Origin of the sequence: Leucobacter albus (genome assembly GCF_039528015.1) — a bacterium.
In the GTDB taxonomy this organism is placed as follows: Bacteria; Actinomycetota; Actinomycetes; order Actinomycetales; family Microbacteriaceae; genus Leucobacter; species Leucobacter albus.
This window is the reverse complement of the sequence record NZ_BAAAKZ010000008.1, coordinates 244208-260017: the sequence shown is the minus strand read 5'-3', so window position 1 is coordinate 260017 and position 15810 is coordinate 244208. Positions and strand designations below refer to the sequence as shown.

Annotated in this window: 14 protein-coding genes and 1 tRNA gene; 10 read left to right on the top strand and 5 right to left on the bottom strand. The window is 67.2% G+C overall.

Annotation, left to right across the window (positions count from 1 at the left end; translation table 11 throughout):
- The 3 genes from ABD115_RS10310 to ABD115_RS10300 form a co-directional block, all read right to left on the bottom strand.
- The coding region (locus tag ABD115_RS10310; protein WP_343960646.1) for a hypothetical protein at positions 1–250 on the bottom strand (250 nt) is incomplete at its 3' end.
- Positions 251–306: 56 nt separating this feature from the next.
- Positions 307–504 (bottom strand): hypothetical protein, encoded by a 198-nt coding sequence (locus tag ABD115_RS10305; protein WP_343960645.1) that lies wholly within the window; start codon positions 502–504, stop codon positions 307–309.
- A gap of 40 nt (positions 505–544) precedes the next feature.
- A tRNA-Arg gene (locus ABD115_RS10300) sits at positions 545–620 on the bottom strand.
- Between the two features lie 179 nt (positions 621–799).
- On the opposite strand from ABD115_RS10300, the gene argS reads away from it, so the two are divergent.
- Positions 800–2479, top strand: coding sequence for an arginine--tRNA ligase (gene argS / locus ABD115_RS10295; RefSeq protein ID WP_343960644.1), 1680 nt, complete (start codon positions 800–802; stop codon positions 2477–2479).
- 3 nt (positions 2480–2482) lie between these two features.
- Positions 2483–3229: an LmeA family phospholipid-binding protein gene (locus ABD115_RS10290; protein WP_343960643.1), complete on the top strand. Its 747-nt coding sequence runs from the start codon at positions 2483–2485 to the stop codon at positions 3227–3229.
- 35 nt (positions 3230–3264) lie between these two features.
- Here ABD115_RS10290 and ABD115_RS10285 read toward each other — a convergent pair whose 3' ends face one another.
- Positions 3265–4011: a DUF981 domain-containing protein gene (locus ABD115_RS10285; protein WP_343960642.1), complete on the bottom strand. Its 747-nt coding sequence runs from the start codon at positions 4009–4011 to the stop codon at positions 3265–3267.
- 356 nt (positions 4012–4367) lie between these two features.
- On the opposite strand from ABD115_RS10285, the gene ABD115_RS10280 reads away from it, so the two are divergent.
- From ABD115_RS10280 to ABD115_RS10245, 8 genes are all read left to right on the top strand, one after another.
- Entirely contained in the window at positions 4368–5819 is a 1452-nt protein-coding gene (locus ABD115_RS10280; RefSeq protein ID WP_343960641.1) for a serine hydrolase domain-containing protein, read from the top strand.
- A gap of 173 nt (positions 5820–5992) precedes the next feature.
- On the top strand, positions 5993–7411 hold the full coding sequence (gene lysA / locus ABD115_RS10275; RefSeq protein ID WP_343960640.1) for a diaminopimelate decarboxylase: 1419 nt from the start codon (positions 5993–5995) through the stop codon (positions 7409–7411).
- 44 nt (positions 7412–7455) lie between these two features.
- Positions 7456–8760, top strand: a complete 1305-nt coding sequence (locus ABD115_RS10270; protein ID WP_343960639.1) for a homoserine dehydrogenase — start codon at positions 7456–7458, stop codon at positions 8758–8760.
- A complete protein-coding gene (gene thrB / locus ABD115_RS10265) occupies positions 8757–9713 on the top strand; it encodes a homoserine kinase (RefSeq protein ID WP_343960638.1) in 957 nt (318 codons plus the stop codon). Before ABD115_RS10270 ends, thrB begins: the two co-directional genes overlap by 4 nt.
- 124 nt (positions 9714–9837) lie before the next feature.
- The gene (locus tag ABD115_RS10260) at positions 9838–11892 is read left to right on the top strand and encodes a hypothetical protein (RefSeq protein ID WP_343960637.1); all 2055 of its coding nucleotides are present in this window, start codon (positions 9838–9840) and stop codon (positions 11890–11892) included.
- A 14-nt stretch (positions 11893–11906) separates the two neighbouring features.
- Positions 11907–12980, top strand: coding sequence for a peptide chain release factor 1 (gene prfA / locus ABD115_RS10255; protein WP_343960636.1), 1074 nt, complete (start codon positions 11907–11909; stop codon positions 12978–12980).
- 102 nt (positions 12981–13082) lie between these two features.
- Positions 13083–13628, top strand: coding sequence for a GNAT family N-acetyltransferase (locus tag ABD115_RS10250; protein WP_343960635.1), 546 nt, complete (start codon positions 13083–13085; stop codon positions 13626–13628).
- A 161-nt stretch (positions 13629–13789) separates the two neighbouring features.
- Positions 13790–15196, top strand: a complete 1407-nt coding sequence (locus ABD115_RS10245) for an MFS transporter (RefSeq protein WP_343960634.1) — start codon at positions 13790–13792, stop codon at positions 15194–15196.
- A 134-nt stretch (positions 15197–15330) separates the two neighbouring features.
- Here the strand turns inward: ABD115_RS10245 and epsC are convergent.
- Positions 15331–15810 (bottom strand): serine O-acetyltransferase EpsC (gene epsC / locus ABD115_RS10240; RefSeq protein WP_343960632.1); only part of this gene is annotated, 480 nt, incomplete at its 5' end.

Below are 15810 nucleotides of genomic sequence, written 5' to 3'. Positions count from 1 at the left end.
GGATCTCTTCGACGTGCAGGAACGTGTAGAACGCGATGAATGTCGCGCGTGTCGTCGCCTTGGTTGACGGTGCGGTTTCTTCGCGGCCGATCTCCTTGCGGAGGTGGAACACCGTCGCTTCGAGCAGTGTCGTGTTCTGGCGTTTTGCGAAGGCCCGCAAGATGGATGCTCTGGTGCCGATGGTTCGCTTGGCGCGGTTTCCTGCGCGCTGGTAGTCGGCGAATGCTTCGAGCAGGTCATTGTTGGTCACGTGTCATCTCCTTTGAAGAACCAAAGGCAGATCATATTCATTTGCTTGGGGCTTCATTAGCGGCGCGGGCTTCGAGCTTGCGCTGCGAGCTGTTCTCGGGCTGCGGTCAGCGCTGCGATCGCCTCGTCGATGTGCTCTGTGGCGGCGGCAGGGTTGTGCCCGATGGTGAGGGTTCCGGTGAACATCGCCATTTCTGCGGATTGGACAGCAGCGGAGAGCAGTTCGTATGCCGGGTCGTGAGTCTGGCCGCTCACGCTGTCACCCCAATCTGGGTGACAAGCGCGAGCCGTTCTTTGGTGCCCCCGGCAGGATTCGAACCTGCGGCCCTCAGTACCGGAAACTGATGCTCTATCCCCTGAGCTACGGAGGCGCGATATTCACTTATTTGTGTCACATTCTCCGTACCGACGATCTTCGGTACCGGAAACCGGCGCTCTATCCCCTGAGCTACGGAGGCGAGCAGATGTAACTCCACAAGCCTAGCGCACCTCATGCGGCGTTTTTGCAACCGGTCAGGGGCGCGCCGGGCTGCCGGTAGACTTAACGCTTGTGACGCCTCAAGAACTCGCTCAGGCCCTTGCTCAGATTCTCGCTGCCAACTTCGCCGCTCGCGGTGGGGAGGCGGCAGAGATTGTTGTGACCGAACAGGACACGCAGCTCGAGCGACCCAAGAGCCGAGAGCACGGAGACTGGGCTTCGAACGTCGCGATGCGCTTCGCGAAGCGCATCGGCACGAACCCGCGCGAGCTCGCGCAAGAGCTGGTCGCCGAGATCGAAAAGATCGACGGCGTCGCGAAGGCCGAGATCGCTGGCCCCGGCTTCATGAACATCACGCTTGACGCCGCGAGCGCTGGCGAGACCGCCCGCCGCGTCGTTGAGCAGGGCGCTGCCTACGGCCGCAACGACTCGCTCGCCGGCCAGCGCATCAACCTCGAGTTTGTGAGCGCGAACCCGACAGGGCCGCTGCACATGGGGCATACCCGCTGGGCCGCGCTCGGCGACTCGACGGCGCGCGTACTGCGCGCAGCCGGCGCCGATGTGACGAACGAGTATTACATCAACGACGCCGGCGCGCAGATGAACAAGTTCGGCCGCTCGGTGCTCGCTGCAGCGCTGCACGAGGAGGCGCCCGAAGACGCCTACCCCGGGGAGTACATTCAGGTGCTTGGCGCCAAGGTGCGCGAGCAGCTGCCGAGCCTCCCCGAGCTCGCCGCGAGTGACCGCGACGCGGCGATCGAAGAGGCGCAGGAGCTCGCGTATCAGCTGCAGCTCGCCGAGATCAAGGATTCGCTCGAGCGCTTCAACGTTCACTTTGACGTGTTTTTCTCGGAGCGCACGCTGCACGCGAAGGGCGCGAACGGCGAGCCGAGCCCGATCGAGCTCGCGGTGGATCGCCTGCGCGAGCAGGGGCACGTCTTTGAAGAGGACGACGCGATCTGGGTGCGCACGACCGCGTTCGGTGACGACAAGGATCGCGTGTTCACGCGCGGCAACGGTATTTACACGTACTTCGCCGCCGATGCCGCGTACTACCTCGACAAGATGGATCGCGGCTTCACCGAGAAGATCTACCTGCTCGGCGCCGACCATCACGGCTACATCGGTCGACTCACGGCGATCGCGGGCGCTGCTGGTGACGACGTTGAGAAGAGCATCACGGTGCTCATCGGCCAGCTCGTGAACCTCAACGGTGCGCGGCTGTCGAAGCGTGCCGGCAACATCATCGAGCTCGATGACCTGCTCGAGTGGCTCGGGGCCGACGCCCTGCGCTACTGGCTCGCGCGCTACCCGGCAGATTCGCCGCTCGCGCTCGACGGCGAGAAGGTGCGCAGCCGCACGAATGACAACCCCGTGTTCTACGTGCAGTACGCGCATGCCCGCACGTGCGCGGTTGACCGCAACGCGGCCGCGGCCGGCATCACCCGCGAGGTGTTCGCGCCCGAGCTACTCACTCACGAGACCGAGACTGACCTGCTCGGAAAGCTCCAGCAGTACCCGGGCATCGTCGCTGGCGCTGCCGAGCTGCGCGAGCCCCACCGCATCGCGCGCTTCCTCGAAGAATTCGCCGCAGCGTACCACCGGTGGTACGACAACTGCCGCGTGATTCCGCTCGGCGAGGAGCCCGTCGAAGACGTGCATCGCACCCGCCTGTGGCTGAACGACGCGGCCGGCCAGGTGCTGCGCAACGGCCTCGACCTGCTTGGCGTTTCGGCGCCCGAGAGGCTGTAGCTCATGCCCCGCTGGCTGAAGGTCACGGTCGCGCTCGTCATCACCGTCGGCGTGCTCGCGGGCCTCGGCGAGTGGGGGCTGCGCCTCGCGGTGCCTGCCGTGGTGCAGGGCGCGGTGCGCGACAAGCTCGATCTGCCGCGCAATCACCCGGTCGACGTGCAGCTGGGCGGGTCGGCGCTCCTCAACGCCATTCGCGGCGGGGTGGGAGACATCGAGGTCGATATTCCGAACGCGCCGGTGGCAGACGGCGTGCGCGCCACGCTGACATTCGAGGCGGATCGTGTGCCGTTCGGCGTCACCTCGGGCGAGATGGCAGGCGCAACCGCCCAGATCTTCGTGACGGCAGAAGACCTTGGCCCGGTCATCTCGATGCTCACGAACGGCGTTGTCGATTCGGGCAAGACCAGCAGCGGCGAGCTCGTCGTTGGCAGGCAGCTCGAGGCACTCGGGTTTACGGTGCCGATAGAGGCGACGCTCGGGCTCAGCGCCGTCGACGGAGAGGTACTGGTGGAGCCGCGCGGGCTGTCTGCTGTCGGTTTCGATCTCTCGGTGGATCAGCTCGCAGCCGCCACGGGCGGCATGCTCGAGCCGCTGCTGTCTGCCCGCCAGGTGTGCGTGAGCCAGTGGCTCCCTGTTGGTGCGACGCTCACGGATATCAAGATCACCGCGAGCGGCGCGCGGGTCGAGTTTGCGCTCGCCCCCGATCTGCTGTCAGACAGCACGCAGCAGGCCCTCGGCACCTGCGAGTAGCCGCGCGGAGCGCCCTCGAAGGTGCCGAGCCGCGGCTACTGCATCGTGTTGACGATGAGCCCGATGTGGGTGAAGAAGTTCATCGCGCCGAACAAGAGGAAAATGATGCCGGTGACGAGCCAGGTGACGCCGACGAGCTTGGCGACGCCCGACATTGGCTGCTTCGACGAGAAGCCTCGCAGGGCAATGGGGAAGAGCGCAGCTCCAAGACCCACGAACGCGAACAGCAGCGACATGAAGATCGCCTCGATCATCGGGTAGTCGGCGACAATACCCGAGATCGGCTCCTCGGCTGGGGCGGCGAAGAGCTGGAACACGAGACCTGCGAGCGCGATGCCGAAGAGCGCGAGGCCCATGCCGAGCACGAAGATGCCCATCGGGCGTGCGACGGCTGCGGCCTCGGCGGCGCGATCATCCGCGGCGACGATTTGGTCGCCGCGCTTCCAGAGATAGAGCGATGCTGCGAGCAGTAGCACGCCGAACGCGAGGCTCGGCTCGCCGAACACGATGTTGTCGAACGGGAAGTACATGGCGAACGGCCACACGAGCGTCATGTGAAGCCCGGTCGTTGTGAGAATGAGCCCGAGCACGCCGGCGGTAAGCGCCCAGCCCTCGGCCTTGAACTGCTTGTCGCGCACGAGTGCGCGGCCGAGCATGTACATGAAGATCAGGCCGGCGCCGGCGGCTACCGCCATGATCGTGTTGTAGGTCGGCATCTGGGTCCAGTCGATGACGAGCCCGGTGTCTCGCCCCTTGAAGAAGTCCTCGATAAAGCTACCCATTGGTTTGTCCTTTCAATGTCTATGTATTGGGGTGCCATTGTGACACCTGTTCAGCATCGACGCACGGGGGAGTGTAACCCGCGGCCGAGACGTTGTATTCACTTGCATGAAACCCTGGGCGTGTCAGGCAAAAGTTTGTCCAATCGAACTAGTGGCGCGCCGAGACGCGGCACTAGGGTGTCTGGTGTCCTCGTCCACAGTCGCACAAAGGAAACCCATTGAACCACCCGACATCGGCTCCACTCACTGCTCACTCTGCAGAGGTCGAAACGCAGCGAAACGCGGCTCACGCTGCGGCCAGTGTCAGGGCCAGCGCTGCGGCCAGCCTTGCCACGGCGAGCGCGCAGTATGCGGGGGTGCGGCCGCCAGCGATGGTTATGGCGGCGTTCGACGCATCGGGAGTGATCGCCTGGCACGGGGCCGGGGAGCCACGGCTCGATGGTGCGCCGGTGACGCGCGAGACGGTTTTTCGCATCGCATCGATGACCAAGAGCTTTCTCGCTGCAACAGCCCTCGCCCTCGCCGAGTCGGGAACGCTAGATCTCAGTGCCGGCATCGACCGCTACCTGCCAGGAGTGCGTTTTCTTCACCGGGGCGTCGAGCAGCGCGTCACCGTCGCAGACCTGCTCGCGAATCGCTCAGGCATGCCAGAAGACAACGCCTGGGCAGACCGGCAGCTTGGCGCGAGCATCGACTACATCGCGAGCCTGTTCGCCGAGGGCATCGAGCTCGCCGTCGCGCCAGGCGTTCGCTTTCAATACTCCAACCTCGGCATGTCGCTCGTCGGGCGGGTCATCGAGTCAATCGTCGGCCGGCCGATTGAAGAAGAGATTCGAGCCCGCTTTCTCGACCCGCTTGGGCTTTCACACACGCGTTTCGCACGCGAGGACTACCCGGCCGGCACCGACATCGCGCACGGGTTCCGCTCGTTCGATGAAGGTGCGACGTTTGTCCCGGAGCCGTTCATCGGTGAGGGCGCCCTCGCCGCCATCGGTGGGCTCTTCAGCACGGTCGACGACATCGCCAGGTGGGGGTGGTTCCTCGCCTCGGCCTTCACCGATTCGCCGCTCAAGCCCGAGCTGCTCTCCGCGCGCGGCCGCATCGAGATGCAGCGGGCGCACACCCCGATCCCCGTGCCACAGCCGACAGCTCACCGCGACCTGCAGAGCCTCGGCTACGGCCTCGGCCTGATCGCGTCGTACGACCGCGCACTCGGCCCGATCGTCGACCACTCGGGTGGCCTGCCTGGCTTCTCCTCAAACATGCGCTGGCACACCGATTCGGGCATCGGCATCGTCGCGTTCGGCAACTCAGACGCCTGCCGTGCCGAGACGCTCGCCGTTGCGGCTCATGCCGAGGTCATGGCCGCCGCAGCGGTGCCGCCGCTCACCGTTCGACCCTGGCCGCTCGCGCTTGAGGCTGGGGAGCTGCTCGACGACCTGCTGCGCGACGGTGGTGCCCTGACCGAGGCAGCACGGGTCACCTCGGCGAACTTCTTTGCAGACGCCCCCGACGAGATCCGCCGCCGCCGCGTTGCCGCCCTGCTCGCCGAGGTCGGCGATCCCACCACCCCGATGCCGTTCGCCACGCGCATCATCGGCGCATCCGACGCGGCGCACCTGCGCTGGCGTATCGACTGCGAGCGTGGCGCGCTTGTCTGCGATATTCGGCTCATCGGGCTGAACGAACCGCTCGTGCAGAGCCTCACCGTCGCCATCGCCGACGATGCCGGGCGCGCGCCGCGAACCGGCGAGCCCGGGCTGCAGGTGCTGTCTGCGGTAGTGCTCGACGGAGCCTCGATTTCGTAACATAAGGGTTCGGGCACGGGTCGTCTATTAAGATAAAGGGGTTCGTTCGGAAGCGTCTTCCGTTCGCGCGGCTTCAGGGGCCAAGCCGGGTCCGCTCGCCACACGGTGCATCTGCGTGCCGTCGAGCGTCCGAGCGTCCGAGAGACACCCACCCAGAGCCGAGGAGCGTCCGAATGACCGATCACCGATCGACCGATCACCGAATTCCCGATGTGAACGCGATCGACGACCGTGTCTTCCCGCGCGGTGCGCGTCGCGGCAGCGAGTGCGGAGCGCTGAAAATCGGCGGGATCCGAGCGACCGAACTCATTGAGCAGTTCGGCTCGCCGCTCTACGTTGTCGACGAGAACGCGACGCGCGAGACCGCGCGCGAGATTCGCGACGCGCTCCGGGGCGAGGCACAGCGCGTCGGCACCGATGCGACCGTGTACTACGCGAGCAAAGCATTCCTGAGCGTTGAAACCGCGAGGTGGATGGACGAGGAGGGGCTCGCAATCGACGTCGCGAGCGGGGGAGAGCTGCTCGTCGCGCTCGCTGCGGGGGTGGATCCGCGACGCATCGGTTTTCACGGCAACAACAAATCAGAGGCCGAGATTGCCCGCGCGGTCGAGGCCGGAGTCGGCACGATCATCATCGATAGCGCGATCGAGGTCGAGCGAATCGCGGCTGCGACCGCGGCCGCCGGAACGCGGCAGCGCGTGCGCCTGAGGGTGAACAGCGGCGTGCACGCTTCGACCCACGACTACCTCGCGACCGCGCACGAAGACCAGAAGTTTGGCATGCCGCTCTCCGCTGCCCCCGCGCTCGTGCGCGAGATCGTCTCGCACGCCGGGCTCGACTTCGTTGGCCTGCACTGCCACATCGGCTCGCAGATCTTCGCGACCGAGGGCTTTCGCGAGTCTGCGAGGCGACTGCTCGGCGTCTACGTCGAGCTCGCAGAGATTGCTGGCCGCCACATCCCAGAACTCAACCTCGGCGGCGGCTTCGGCATTGCCTACACGCCCGAGCAGGCGGCAGAGGCACCGAACGTCTCCGACATCGCCCGCCAGCTTGCCGACATCGTGGCCGAGGAGTCGAAGGCCGCCGGCATCGAGATTCCCCACCTTGCCTTCGAGCCGGGCCGCGCGGTCGTTGGCCAGTCGGGCGTCACGCTCTACACCGTCGGCACGACCAAGCGCGTCGATCTCACGGGCACGGGCGAGGCCGACCCTGTCGACCGCGGTTACACCGAACGGCTCTACGTGAGCGTCGACGGCGGCATGAGCGACAACGCGCGCCCGGCGCTGTATGGCTCCGACTATCACGTGCGCATCGCGAACCGCGCTAGCGATGCCGAAGCGGCGCTTGTGCGCGTTGTCGGCAAGCACTGCGAGTCGGGCGACATCGTCGTCTACCGCGACGAACTGCCAGCCGACGTCGCCCCGGGAGACACTCTTGCTGTCGCTGCGACCGGCGCTTACTGCTGGTCGCTGTCGAGCAACTACAACTTCATTCCCAGGCCCCCGGTCGTCGCCGTGCGAGACGGCGCCGCCCGCGTGATCGTGCGCGGCCAGACCGAGGCCGACCTGCTCGCACAGAGCGTCGTCGCGTAACCGCGGCACACCACACACTTGTCACAACGAACGGAGAACACCGAGTGAACGCGTATCGAGACCTGCGGGTCGCACTGCTGGGATGTGGATCGGTTGGAGCGCAGGTCGCTCGGCTGATTCTCGAAAACAGTGACGAGCTCGCGGCTCGTATTGGGGCGCGGCTCACCCTCGACGGAATCGCCGTGCGCACGATCGATGCCGAGCGCGACGTCGAGCTGCCGCGCGAGCTCTTCACGACCGACGCGGAGCGGCTCGTGCAGGGAGCCGACATCGTCATCGAGCTCATGGGCGGAATCGAGCCGGCGCGCTCGCTCATTCTGCTCGCACTCGGCGGCGGCGCAGACGTGGTGACCGCGAACAAGGCGCTCATCGCAGCGCACGGGCGCGAGCTCTCTGACGCGGCCGATCAGGTCGGTGCTCAGCTGCTGTACGAGGCCTCGGTTGCCGCCGCTATCCCGATTCTGCGGCCCCTGCGCGAGAGCCTTGCTGGCGATCACATTACCCGCGTCATGGGTATCGTGAACGGCTCGACGAACTACATTCTCGATCGCATGGATCGCTTCGGCGAATCGGCAGAGAGCGCCATGCGGCTCGCAAGCGACCTCGGTTTCCTCGAGGCCGACCCCACGCTCGACGTCGAGGGCTACGATGCGGCGCAGAAGGCGACGATTCTCGCGAGCATCGCGTTCCACACCGAGGTGCCCGAGAGCGCGGTGTACCGCGAGGGCATCACCGGTGTGACGCTCGACCAGATCACCGCGGCGAAGCACGCGGGCTTCGTGATTAAGCTGCTCGCCGTCGCTGAGCGGCTCACCTCGGCCGACGGCACCGATGGCGTTTCGGTGCGCGTGTACCCCGCGCTCATTCCGCGCGAGCACCCGTTGGCGGCGGTGCACGAGGGCAAGAACGCGGTGTTTGTCGAGGCCGAATCGGCGGGCGAACTGATGTTCTACGGTGCCGGAGCTGGCGGCAACGAGACCGCCTCTGCCGTGCTCGGCGACCTCGTCTCGGCGGCGCGGCGGCACGTCGTTGGCGGCCCGGGTATTCCGGGCTCCACGCACGCCGAGTTCCCGGTGCTACCCGTCGGCGACGTGCTCACGGCCTACCAGGTGATGCTCGAGGTGCGCGACGAGCCGGGCGTGCTTGCCCGCGTTGCCGGCATTCTCGCAGCGCACGGCGTCTCGGCCGCGAGCGTCGAGCAGAACGTGTCGAACGAGGGGCGCGCGACGCTCACGATCGGCACGCACACGGCCCGCGAGGCCGACCTCGCGGCGACCGTTGAGGCACTGCGTGCCGACGACGCCGTGGCAGAGGTGACGAGCGTGCTGCGCCGGGAGGGGCGCGCATGAGCCGGGTCGAGCGAGCCCTGCGCGTTCGTGTTCCAGCGACGAGTGCGAACCTCGGGCCGGGGTTTGACACGCTCGGAATCGCGCTCGCCTATGGCGACGAACTCACGGTGGTGACCCGGCCCGAACCAGGGGCGACGGTCGACGTCGAGGGAGTGGGAGCTGGCGAGGTCGACACCGATGAGCGAAACCTCGTGGTGCGCTCCGCCGCGTTCGTGTATGAGCGCCTGGGGCGGGAGCTCCCCGGCATCAGTGTTGCCGCGCACAACCGCATTCCGCACGGCCGCGGTATGGGGTCGTCAGGCTCGGCCATCGTCGCCGGCGTGATGATCGCAGCTGGCCTGCTCGCAAGCGACCCAGAGGCGCCGCTGCAGCTCACCGAGGGGCAAATCTTTGCGTTCGCAACAGAGCTCGAGGGGCACCCCGACAATGTCGCCCCCGCGCTGTTTGGCGGGCTGACGATTGCGTGGACGAACGAGGCAGGGCCGCGCTTCAAACGCCTGCTCGTGCACCGCGGTGTTGCCCCGCTCGTGCTCGTTCCGACATTCACGATGTCGACGGAGCACGCGCGTAGCCTGCAGCCCAAGCAGGTGCCGCACGAGGACGCCGTGTTTAACGTGTCGCGCTCGGCGCTGCTCATCGCCGCACTCACGCAGAGCCCCGAGCTGCTGCTCGAGGCAACCGAAGACAGGCTGCACCAGAACTACCGCGGCGCTGCGATGCCAGAGACGCGCGACCTGATCTCTGCGCTGCGCGAGCGGGGGCACGCAGCCGTGGTCTCGGGGGCCGGGCCGTCTGTGCTCGTGCTGTCGAACGGGCCCGCGGAGCGCCTCGCTGCAGCCGATCTCGTGGCCAAGATTGCGCCCGAATGGCGCGTGCTCACACTGGCGGTTGACATCAAGGGTGCTACAGTAGAGGAGATTCCGGTCGAGTCCGCGTTCTCTTCGCGGGTGTGATGTCGCCTCGTGCGCGTCCCGGATCGATTTCCCAGCCGGGTGCATTGCCCCGAGCTTTTTCGCACTCCTGTGCATGTTTGCGGCCGTGAAGGCCCGGACCCGATAGATTCCGGAAGGAATACACGTGGAACCCAATCTCGAAGATCAGACTCCCGCGGCCGAAAACGCTGAGGCCGCACCGGTGCGCCGTCGTGCGTCGCGTCGCGTCTCGGCCGCTGCTGGTGCGGCGCCCGAGGTAGCGGCAGACGCCGCAGCGAGCGCAGCTCCCGCCGCCGAAGCAGCAGCTCCCGCGTCAGGTGAAGCTGCCGGGTCAGCTCCGGCCGCGGCCGCTGACGAGCAGGCAGAGCCTGCTGTGAAGGCCGCCCCGAAGCGCGCCAGCCGCGCGCGCAAGAAGGTCGAGCCGGCAGCAGACGCCGCTTCGACCGACGCCGCCTCGACCGACGCCGCGGCGGCCCCTGCGGTGGCGGCTCCTGCAGCAGCGGCTCCTGCAGCAGCGGCTCCTGCAGCAGCGGCTCCTGCAGCAGCGGCTCCTGCAGCAGCGGAGACGAGCGCTGACGCACCCGCGGCTGCGCCGGCAACGAAGGCCCCTTCGGCTCGCAGCGCCGCAGCAAAGGCAAAGGCCGCTGCCGCCGAGGCCGCTGCCGCCGAGGCACAGAGCGAGGCAGGGGCTGCAGACGCCGGTGCCGCGCAGCCCGTTGAGGCGCCGAAGAAGCGGGCCACGCGAGCGCGCAAGGCACCTGCCTCAGAGACGCCCGCGGAGACCGCTCCGGCCGCAGCTGACGCGGCCGCTCCTGCTGCCACTGGTGCTGATGCTGAAGCGCCCGAATCGCCTGCAGCACCCGCCCAGGGCGCAGCGGCACCGGCCGCAGACGCAGCGACCGACGACGAGGCGCCGTCGACGCGGCGCTCGCGCCGGCGCGCGAGCCAGGGGAGCGAGCAGCCCGAGGCCGACGCGCAGACGGAAGAGCCAAAGGGCCGCGGCCGCGGTGGCAGCCAGAACGCCAAGGGCGACGCCGACAAGTCGCAGGGCGACAAGCAGTCGCAGGGCGACAAGCAGTCGCAGGGCGAGAAGCAGTCGCAGGGCGACAAGCAGCAGGGCGACAAGCAGGGCGGCAACGGCAACGACGCTGGCAAGCAGGAGAACGGCACGCGTTCGAGCCGCACCCGCCAGCGCGACCGCAAGCGCCGCGGCGGCGACGACCTCGAGCCAGAGATCGCTGAAGATGACGTGCTGCTGCCCGTCGCTGGCATTCTCGATGTGCTCGACAACTACGCGTTCGTGCGCACGAGCGGGTACTTGCCGGGTGTCTCTGATGTGTACGTAGCGCTTGGGCAGGTCAAGAAGTACAGCCTTCGCCGAGGCGACGCGATCGTCGGCGCCATTCGCCAGCCCCGCGAGGGCGACAGCGGCGGCCGGCAGAAGTACAACGCGATTGTGAAGATCGATTCGGTGAACGGCAAGCCCGTTGAAGAGGCAGAGAAGCGCTCCGAAATCGCCGAGATGACGGCGATCTTCCCAGAGCAGCCCCTGCGCTTCGGCCTGGGCAAGACGGGGGGCCTCGGCGCGAAGCTCGACGAGCACGCTCCGATGGGCCTCGGCCAGCGCGCCATCGTCGCGCTGCCGGCCGCGATCCCCGCGACGCGGGTGCTCGCAGAGCTCGCGGCAGCGGTGACTGCGAATGCCCCAGAGGCGCACCTGCTGCTCGTGCTCACGAACGCTCGCCCAGAAGAGGTCACGCACCTGCAGCGCACCGTCAGCGGCGAGGTGATTGCCGCAACGTTCGATCGCGCAGCCGAAGACCAAACCACGGTCGTCGAGCTCGCCATCGACCGGGCAAGCCGCCTCGTAGAGCTGGGCCACGACGTCATCGTGTTGCTCGATTCGCTCACCGATCTCTCGCACGCCTACCTGCAGAACCAGCAGGGCTCGCGCACGGCCCCCGAAGCAGCGCAGGCCCTCGCATTCGCGCAGACGAAGCGCCTGCTCGGCTCCGCGCGTAACCTCGAAAACGGTGGCTCGCTCACGCTGCTCGCAACGGTGCGCACGCACACCGGCGTCGAAGGAGATAAGGCGCTGCTGCGGGAGCTCACCCCCGCCGCGAACAGCTTTGTGAAGATCTCCGGGAGCCGCACGGCGCCCGAGGTCAACGCCGATAAGTCCTTTACCATCTCGTTCTAAGGCCAGATACAAGAGTGTTTGAGCAGGTAGCAGGGCTCCTCGCGGAGCACCTCAAGTTGCAGGATGATCTCGCCGACCCCGCGTTGCACGCTGACGCGGCACGGGCGAAGCGGGTCAACCGTCGCTACGCAGAGTTGAACAAGATCAAGGTCGCACACGAGCAGTGGGTGCAACTGGGCGAAGACCTCGAAGCGGCGCGCGAGCTCGCGAAAGAGGACGACGCGTTCGCCGAGGAGATCCCGGATCTCGAGGCGCAGCTCGCCGAAGCACAGGAGAAGGTGCGCCGGCTGCTGATTCCTCGCGACCCAGATGATGCGCGCGACGTGATCCTCGAGATCAAGGGAGGCGAGGGCGGCGCCGAGTCGGCGCTGTTTGGCGCCGATCTGCTGCGCATGTATATGCACTACGCAGAATCTAAGGGCTGGAAGACCGAGATTCTCGAGAAAGACGAGAGCGACCTCGGCGGCTACAAGAACGTGCAGGTAGCGATCAAGTCGAACGCGAGCGACCCGTCGCAGGGCGTCTGGGCGCACCTGAAGTACGAGGGCGGCGTGCACCGCGTGCAGCGGGTTCCCGTCACGGAGTCACAGGGGCGCATTCACACCTCGACGACCGGCGTGCTCGTCTACCCTGAGCCCGACGAAGCCGAAGAGGTCGAGATCAGCCAGAACGACCTGAAGATTGACGTCTACAGGTCGAGTGGCCCCGGCGGCCAGTCGGTGAACACGACCGACTCGGCAGTGCGCATCACGCACCTCCCTACGGGCATTGTCGTCGCGATGCAGAACGAGAAGTCGCAGCTGCAAAACCGCGAGGCCGGCATGCGTGTGCTCCGCGCCAGGCTGCTCGCGCGCCTTGCGGAGGAGGCTGCGGCCGAGGCGAGTGCGCACCGCTCGAGCCAGATCCGCACGATGGATCGCTCCGAGCGCATTCGCACGTACAACTTCCCCGAGAACCGCATCGCCGACCACCGCACCGGGTACAAGGCGTACAACCTTGACCAGGTCATGAACGGGTCGATGGAACCGCTCATCGAGTCGTGCATTCGCATGGATGAAGAGGAGCGGCTGAAGGCCCTCGGGCAGTAGCCGCCGCTGCGCGAAAACCCCGGTGGGATTCAGTGATGTTTCTGAACCCCCACCGGGGTTTTTTCGTGGCGAGATGCGCCCGCGCCGCAGTACGCTGAGTGCATGACTACCCCGGTACTGCCCGCGACCCCCATTGTCGGCCCGCTCGTGTCGCTGCGCGCGCCCGTTCAGTCAGACCTCGAGCCGCTGCTCGAGATCTTGCTCGAACCCGAGGTCGCGTTCTGGTGGGTTGGCTACACTCGCGAGCGGGTACAGGCAGAGTTCATCGAGGCGCCCGAGACCACACGGGTCATCGAGGTCGACGGCGAGTGCGTCGGTGCCCTGTATGTGCTGCGCGGCGAAGACGCCGAGTACCCGACGACGGTCATGCACCTGTTCATTGCGACACGGGTGCGCGGCCGCCGCATTGGCGAGGAAACACTGGCCCTCGCGATCCGCCACGAATTCGCGAACGGTATTTCGCGCGTCACCCTCGACCCGAACGAAAACAACGACGGCGCGATTCGCAGCTACGAGCGGCTGGGCTTCAAGCGCATCGGCGTGCTGCGCGACTATCAGGTGCGGCCGAGCGGCGAGCTCGAGGGCGCGATGTTTCTCGATCTCACCCGCAGCGACTTTCCCGCCGGGCCGCCGCTGCCGCAGCGCTAGGGCGCGGGCCGCTGGCGCAGCGCGAGCGCGCGTGCCAGGGCGCGGCGCCTCGCGTGCCAGGGCGCGGAGCCTCGCGTGCCGCAGCGCGGAGCCTCGGGCGTGCCAGACACGCTCCTGCGCGGCACGGGGGCGTGCGCAGGTCGGGCGATAGCATTGAGCCTATGAGCTCCGCAAAACCATTCCTCCCCTGGATGGTGTGGGGGGTGGCCGTCGCGCTCTATGCAATTGCGATCGTCAACCGATCGTCGCTGTCGGCCCTCGGGCCGGTTGCGCAGGAGCACTTCGGCATCGACGCGTCGACGCTCGCGGCCTTCCCGGTGATTCAGCTGCTTGTGTACGCGGTGTGCCAGATTCCGGTCGGAGTTTTGCTTGACCGCCACGGCGCGACCGTGCTCATTCTCTCGGGCTCGGCCCTGATGTTCGTCGGTCAGATCGTCATGGCGACCGTGACCAATGTCGAGCTCGCGATTCTCGCGAGGGTGCTCGTCGGCGCGGGCGATGCCTGTACGTTCACCGCCGTGATGCGCATGCTGCCGGAGTGGTTTAAGCCGAGGCAGCTCTCAACGCTTGGGCAGGTCACGGGCCTGATCGGGCAGCTCGGGCAGCTCGTGTCTGTGGTGCCGCTCGCCTTTGTTGTCGACCGCTTCGGCTGGCAGACGGGGTTCTTGGGCATCAGCGCGGCCGGTTTGCTGTCCTTTCTGCTGGCAGCCGTCGTGCTGCGTGATGCCCCAGGCAAGCGCACCGCGCTCGAGCGCCTCACCCGGCGCACCGGCCGCATCACGGCGGCCTCCGAGTCGCTTTCGGCTGCTGCCACCACGACCGTGACCATGGCTCCGCCCCAGACGAGCCTCATTCCGGTGGTGGGGGGAGCGCGGGCGCGCCGCAACGGCAGGTCGGGGCGCGAGAGTTTTGTTATGCGGGTGCGGCGCCTGCTCTCGATTCCCGGGGTGCGGCTTGCCTACTGGGTGCACTTCGTGACCCCGTTTTCTGCGCACGCGTTTTTGCTGCTGTGGGGCACGCCGTTTCTCACAGGCGGCCTCGGCATGACCCCGGCCGCTGCGAGTGGAATGCTCAGCCTGACGGTGATTTCGTCGATGATTGCCGGGCTCATACTCGGGCCCATTAGCTCGCGCTTCATCGAACGCCGCGTGCTGCTCGTTATCTGGGTCACCGTGCTCATCATGGTGACCTGGCTCTCGGTGATTCTCTGGCCGGGCATGCCGCCCGGGTGGCTCATCATTGCGCTCGTCGTGATTCTGCCGCTCGGCGGCCCGGTCTCGATGATCGCGTTCGAAGTCGCGCGCTCGCACACGCCACGCAGCTTCGCGGGATTCGGCACGGGGCTCGTGAACACGGGAGGGTTCACGTCGGCGCTGCTGCTTGTGATGCTCATTGGTGTGGCACTCGACCTGCAGGGCGCAGGCTCGCCCGAGACATATACGCTGCATGCGTTTAAGATTGCCTTCGCCGTGCAGGTGCCGCTGTGGGTGATCGGGCTCACCATGATCATGATCGAGCGGCGGCGCACCGGGCGGTGGATGGAGCGCCACGGGCGCACGCTGCGCTAGGGGCGCGAACGCCAGACCTGCACCTCCCCCCGAGCGCGCCCCCTTATTCGCGGTGGCAAGCGTAGGGCTCGGAGGCAGATACAGGGCTCGCTGGGTGGGGCGCCGGGGCGCGGGGGCGCCCGGGCCGCCGGGCCCTAGATCACGTAGAAGTCTGCCGTGTTGGGGTGCTCGGCGACAGGGGCGCCGCGCCTCGGTCGCGCCGTCGCCGGGATGCCGGTCAGGGTCGTCCATGCGGGGGCGGATCGCACGACAACGGCGTTCGCCCCGACTGCCGAATCGGCGCCGATGACGATGTCTCCGAGCAGCTTTGCGCCGGCACCGAGCACCGCGCGGTCGCCAACAGTGGGGTGCCGCTTGCCGCTCTGGTGGCCGGTGCCGCCGAGCGTCACGCCGTGATAGATCAGCACATCGTCGCCGACCTCGGCGGTCTCGCCGATGACGATGCCCATGCCGTGGTCAATGAAGAGCCTGCGGCCGATCGTTGCGCCCGGGTGAATCTCGATGCCGGTGAAGAACCTCGTCGCCTGCGAGATCGCCCTGGGCACAAAGCGCAGCCCGCGCCGCCAGAGCGCGTGCGACACCCGATGCCACCACACGGCGTGCAGCCCAGAATA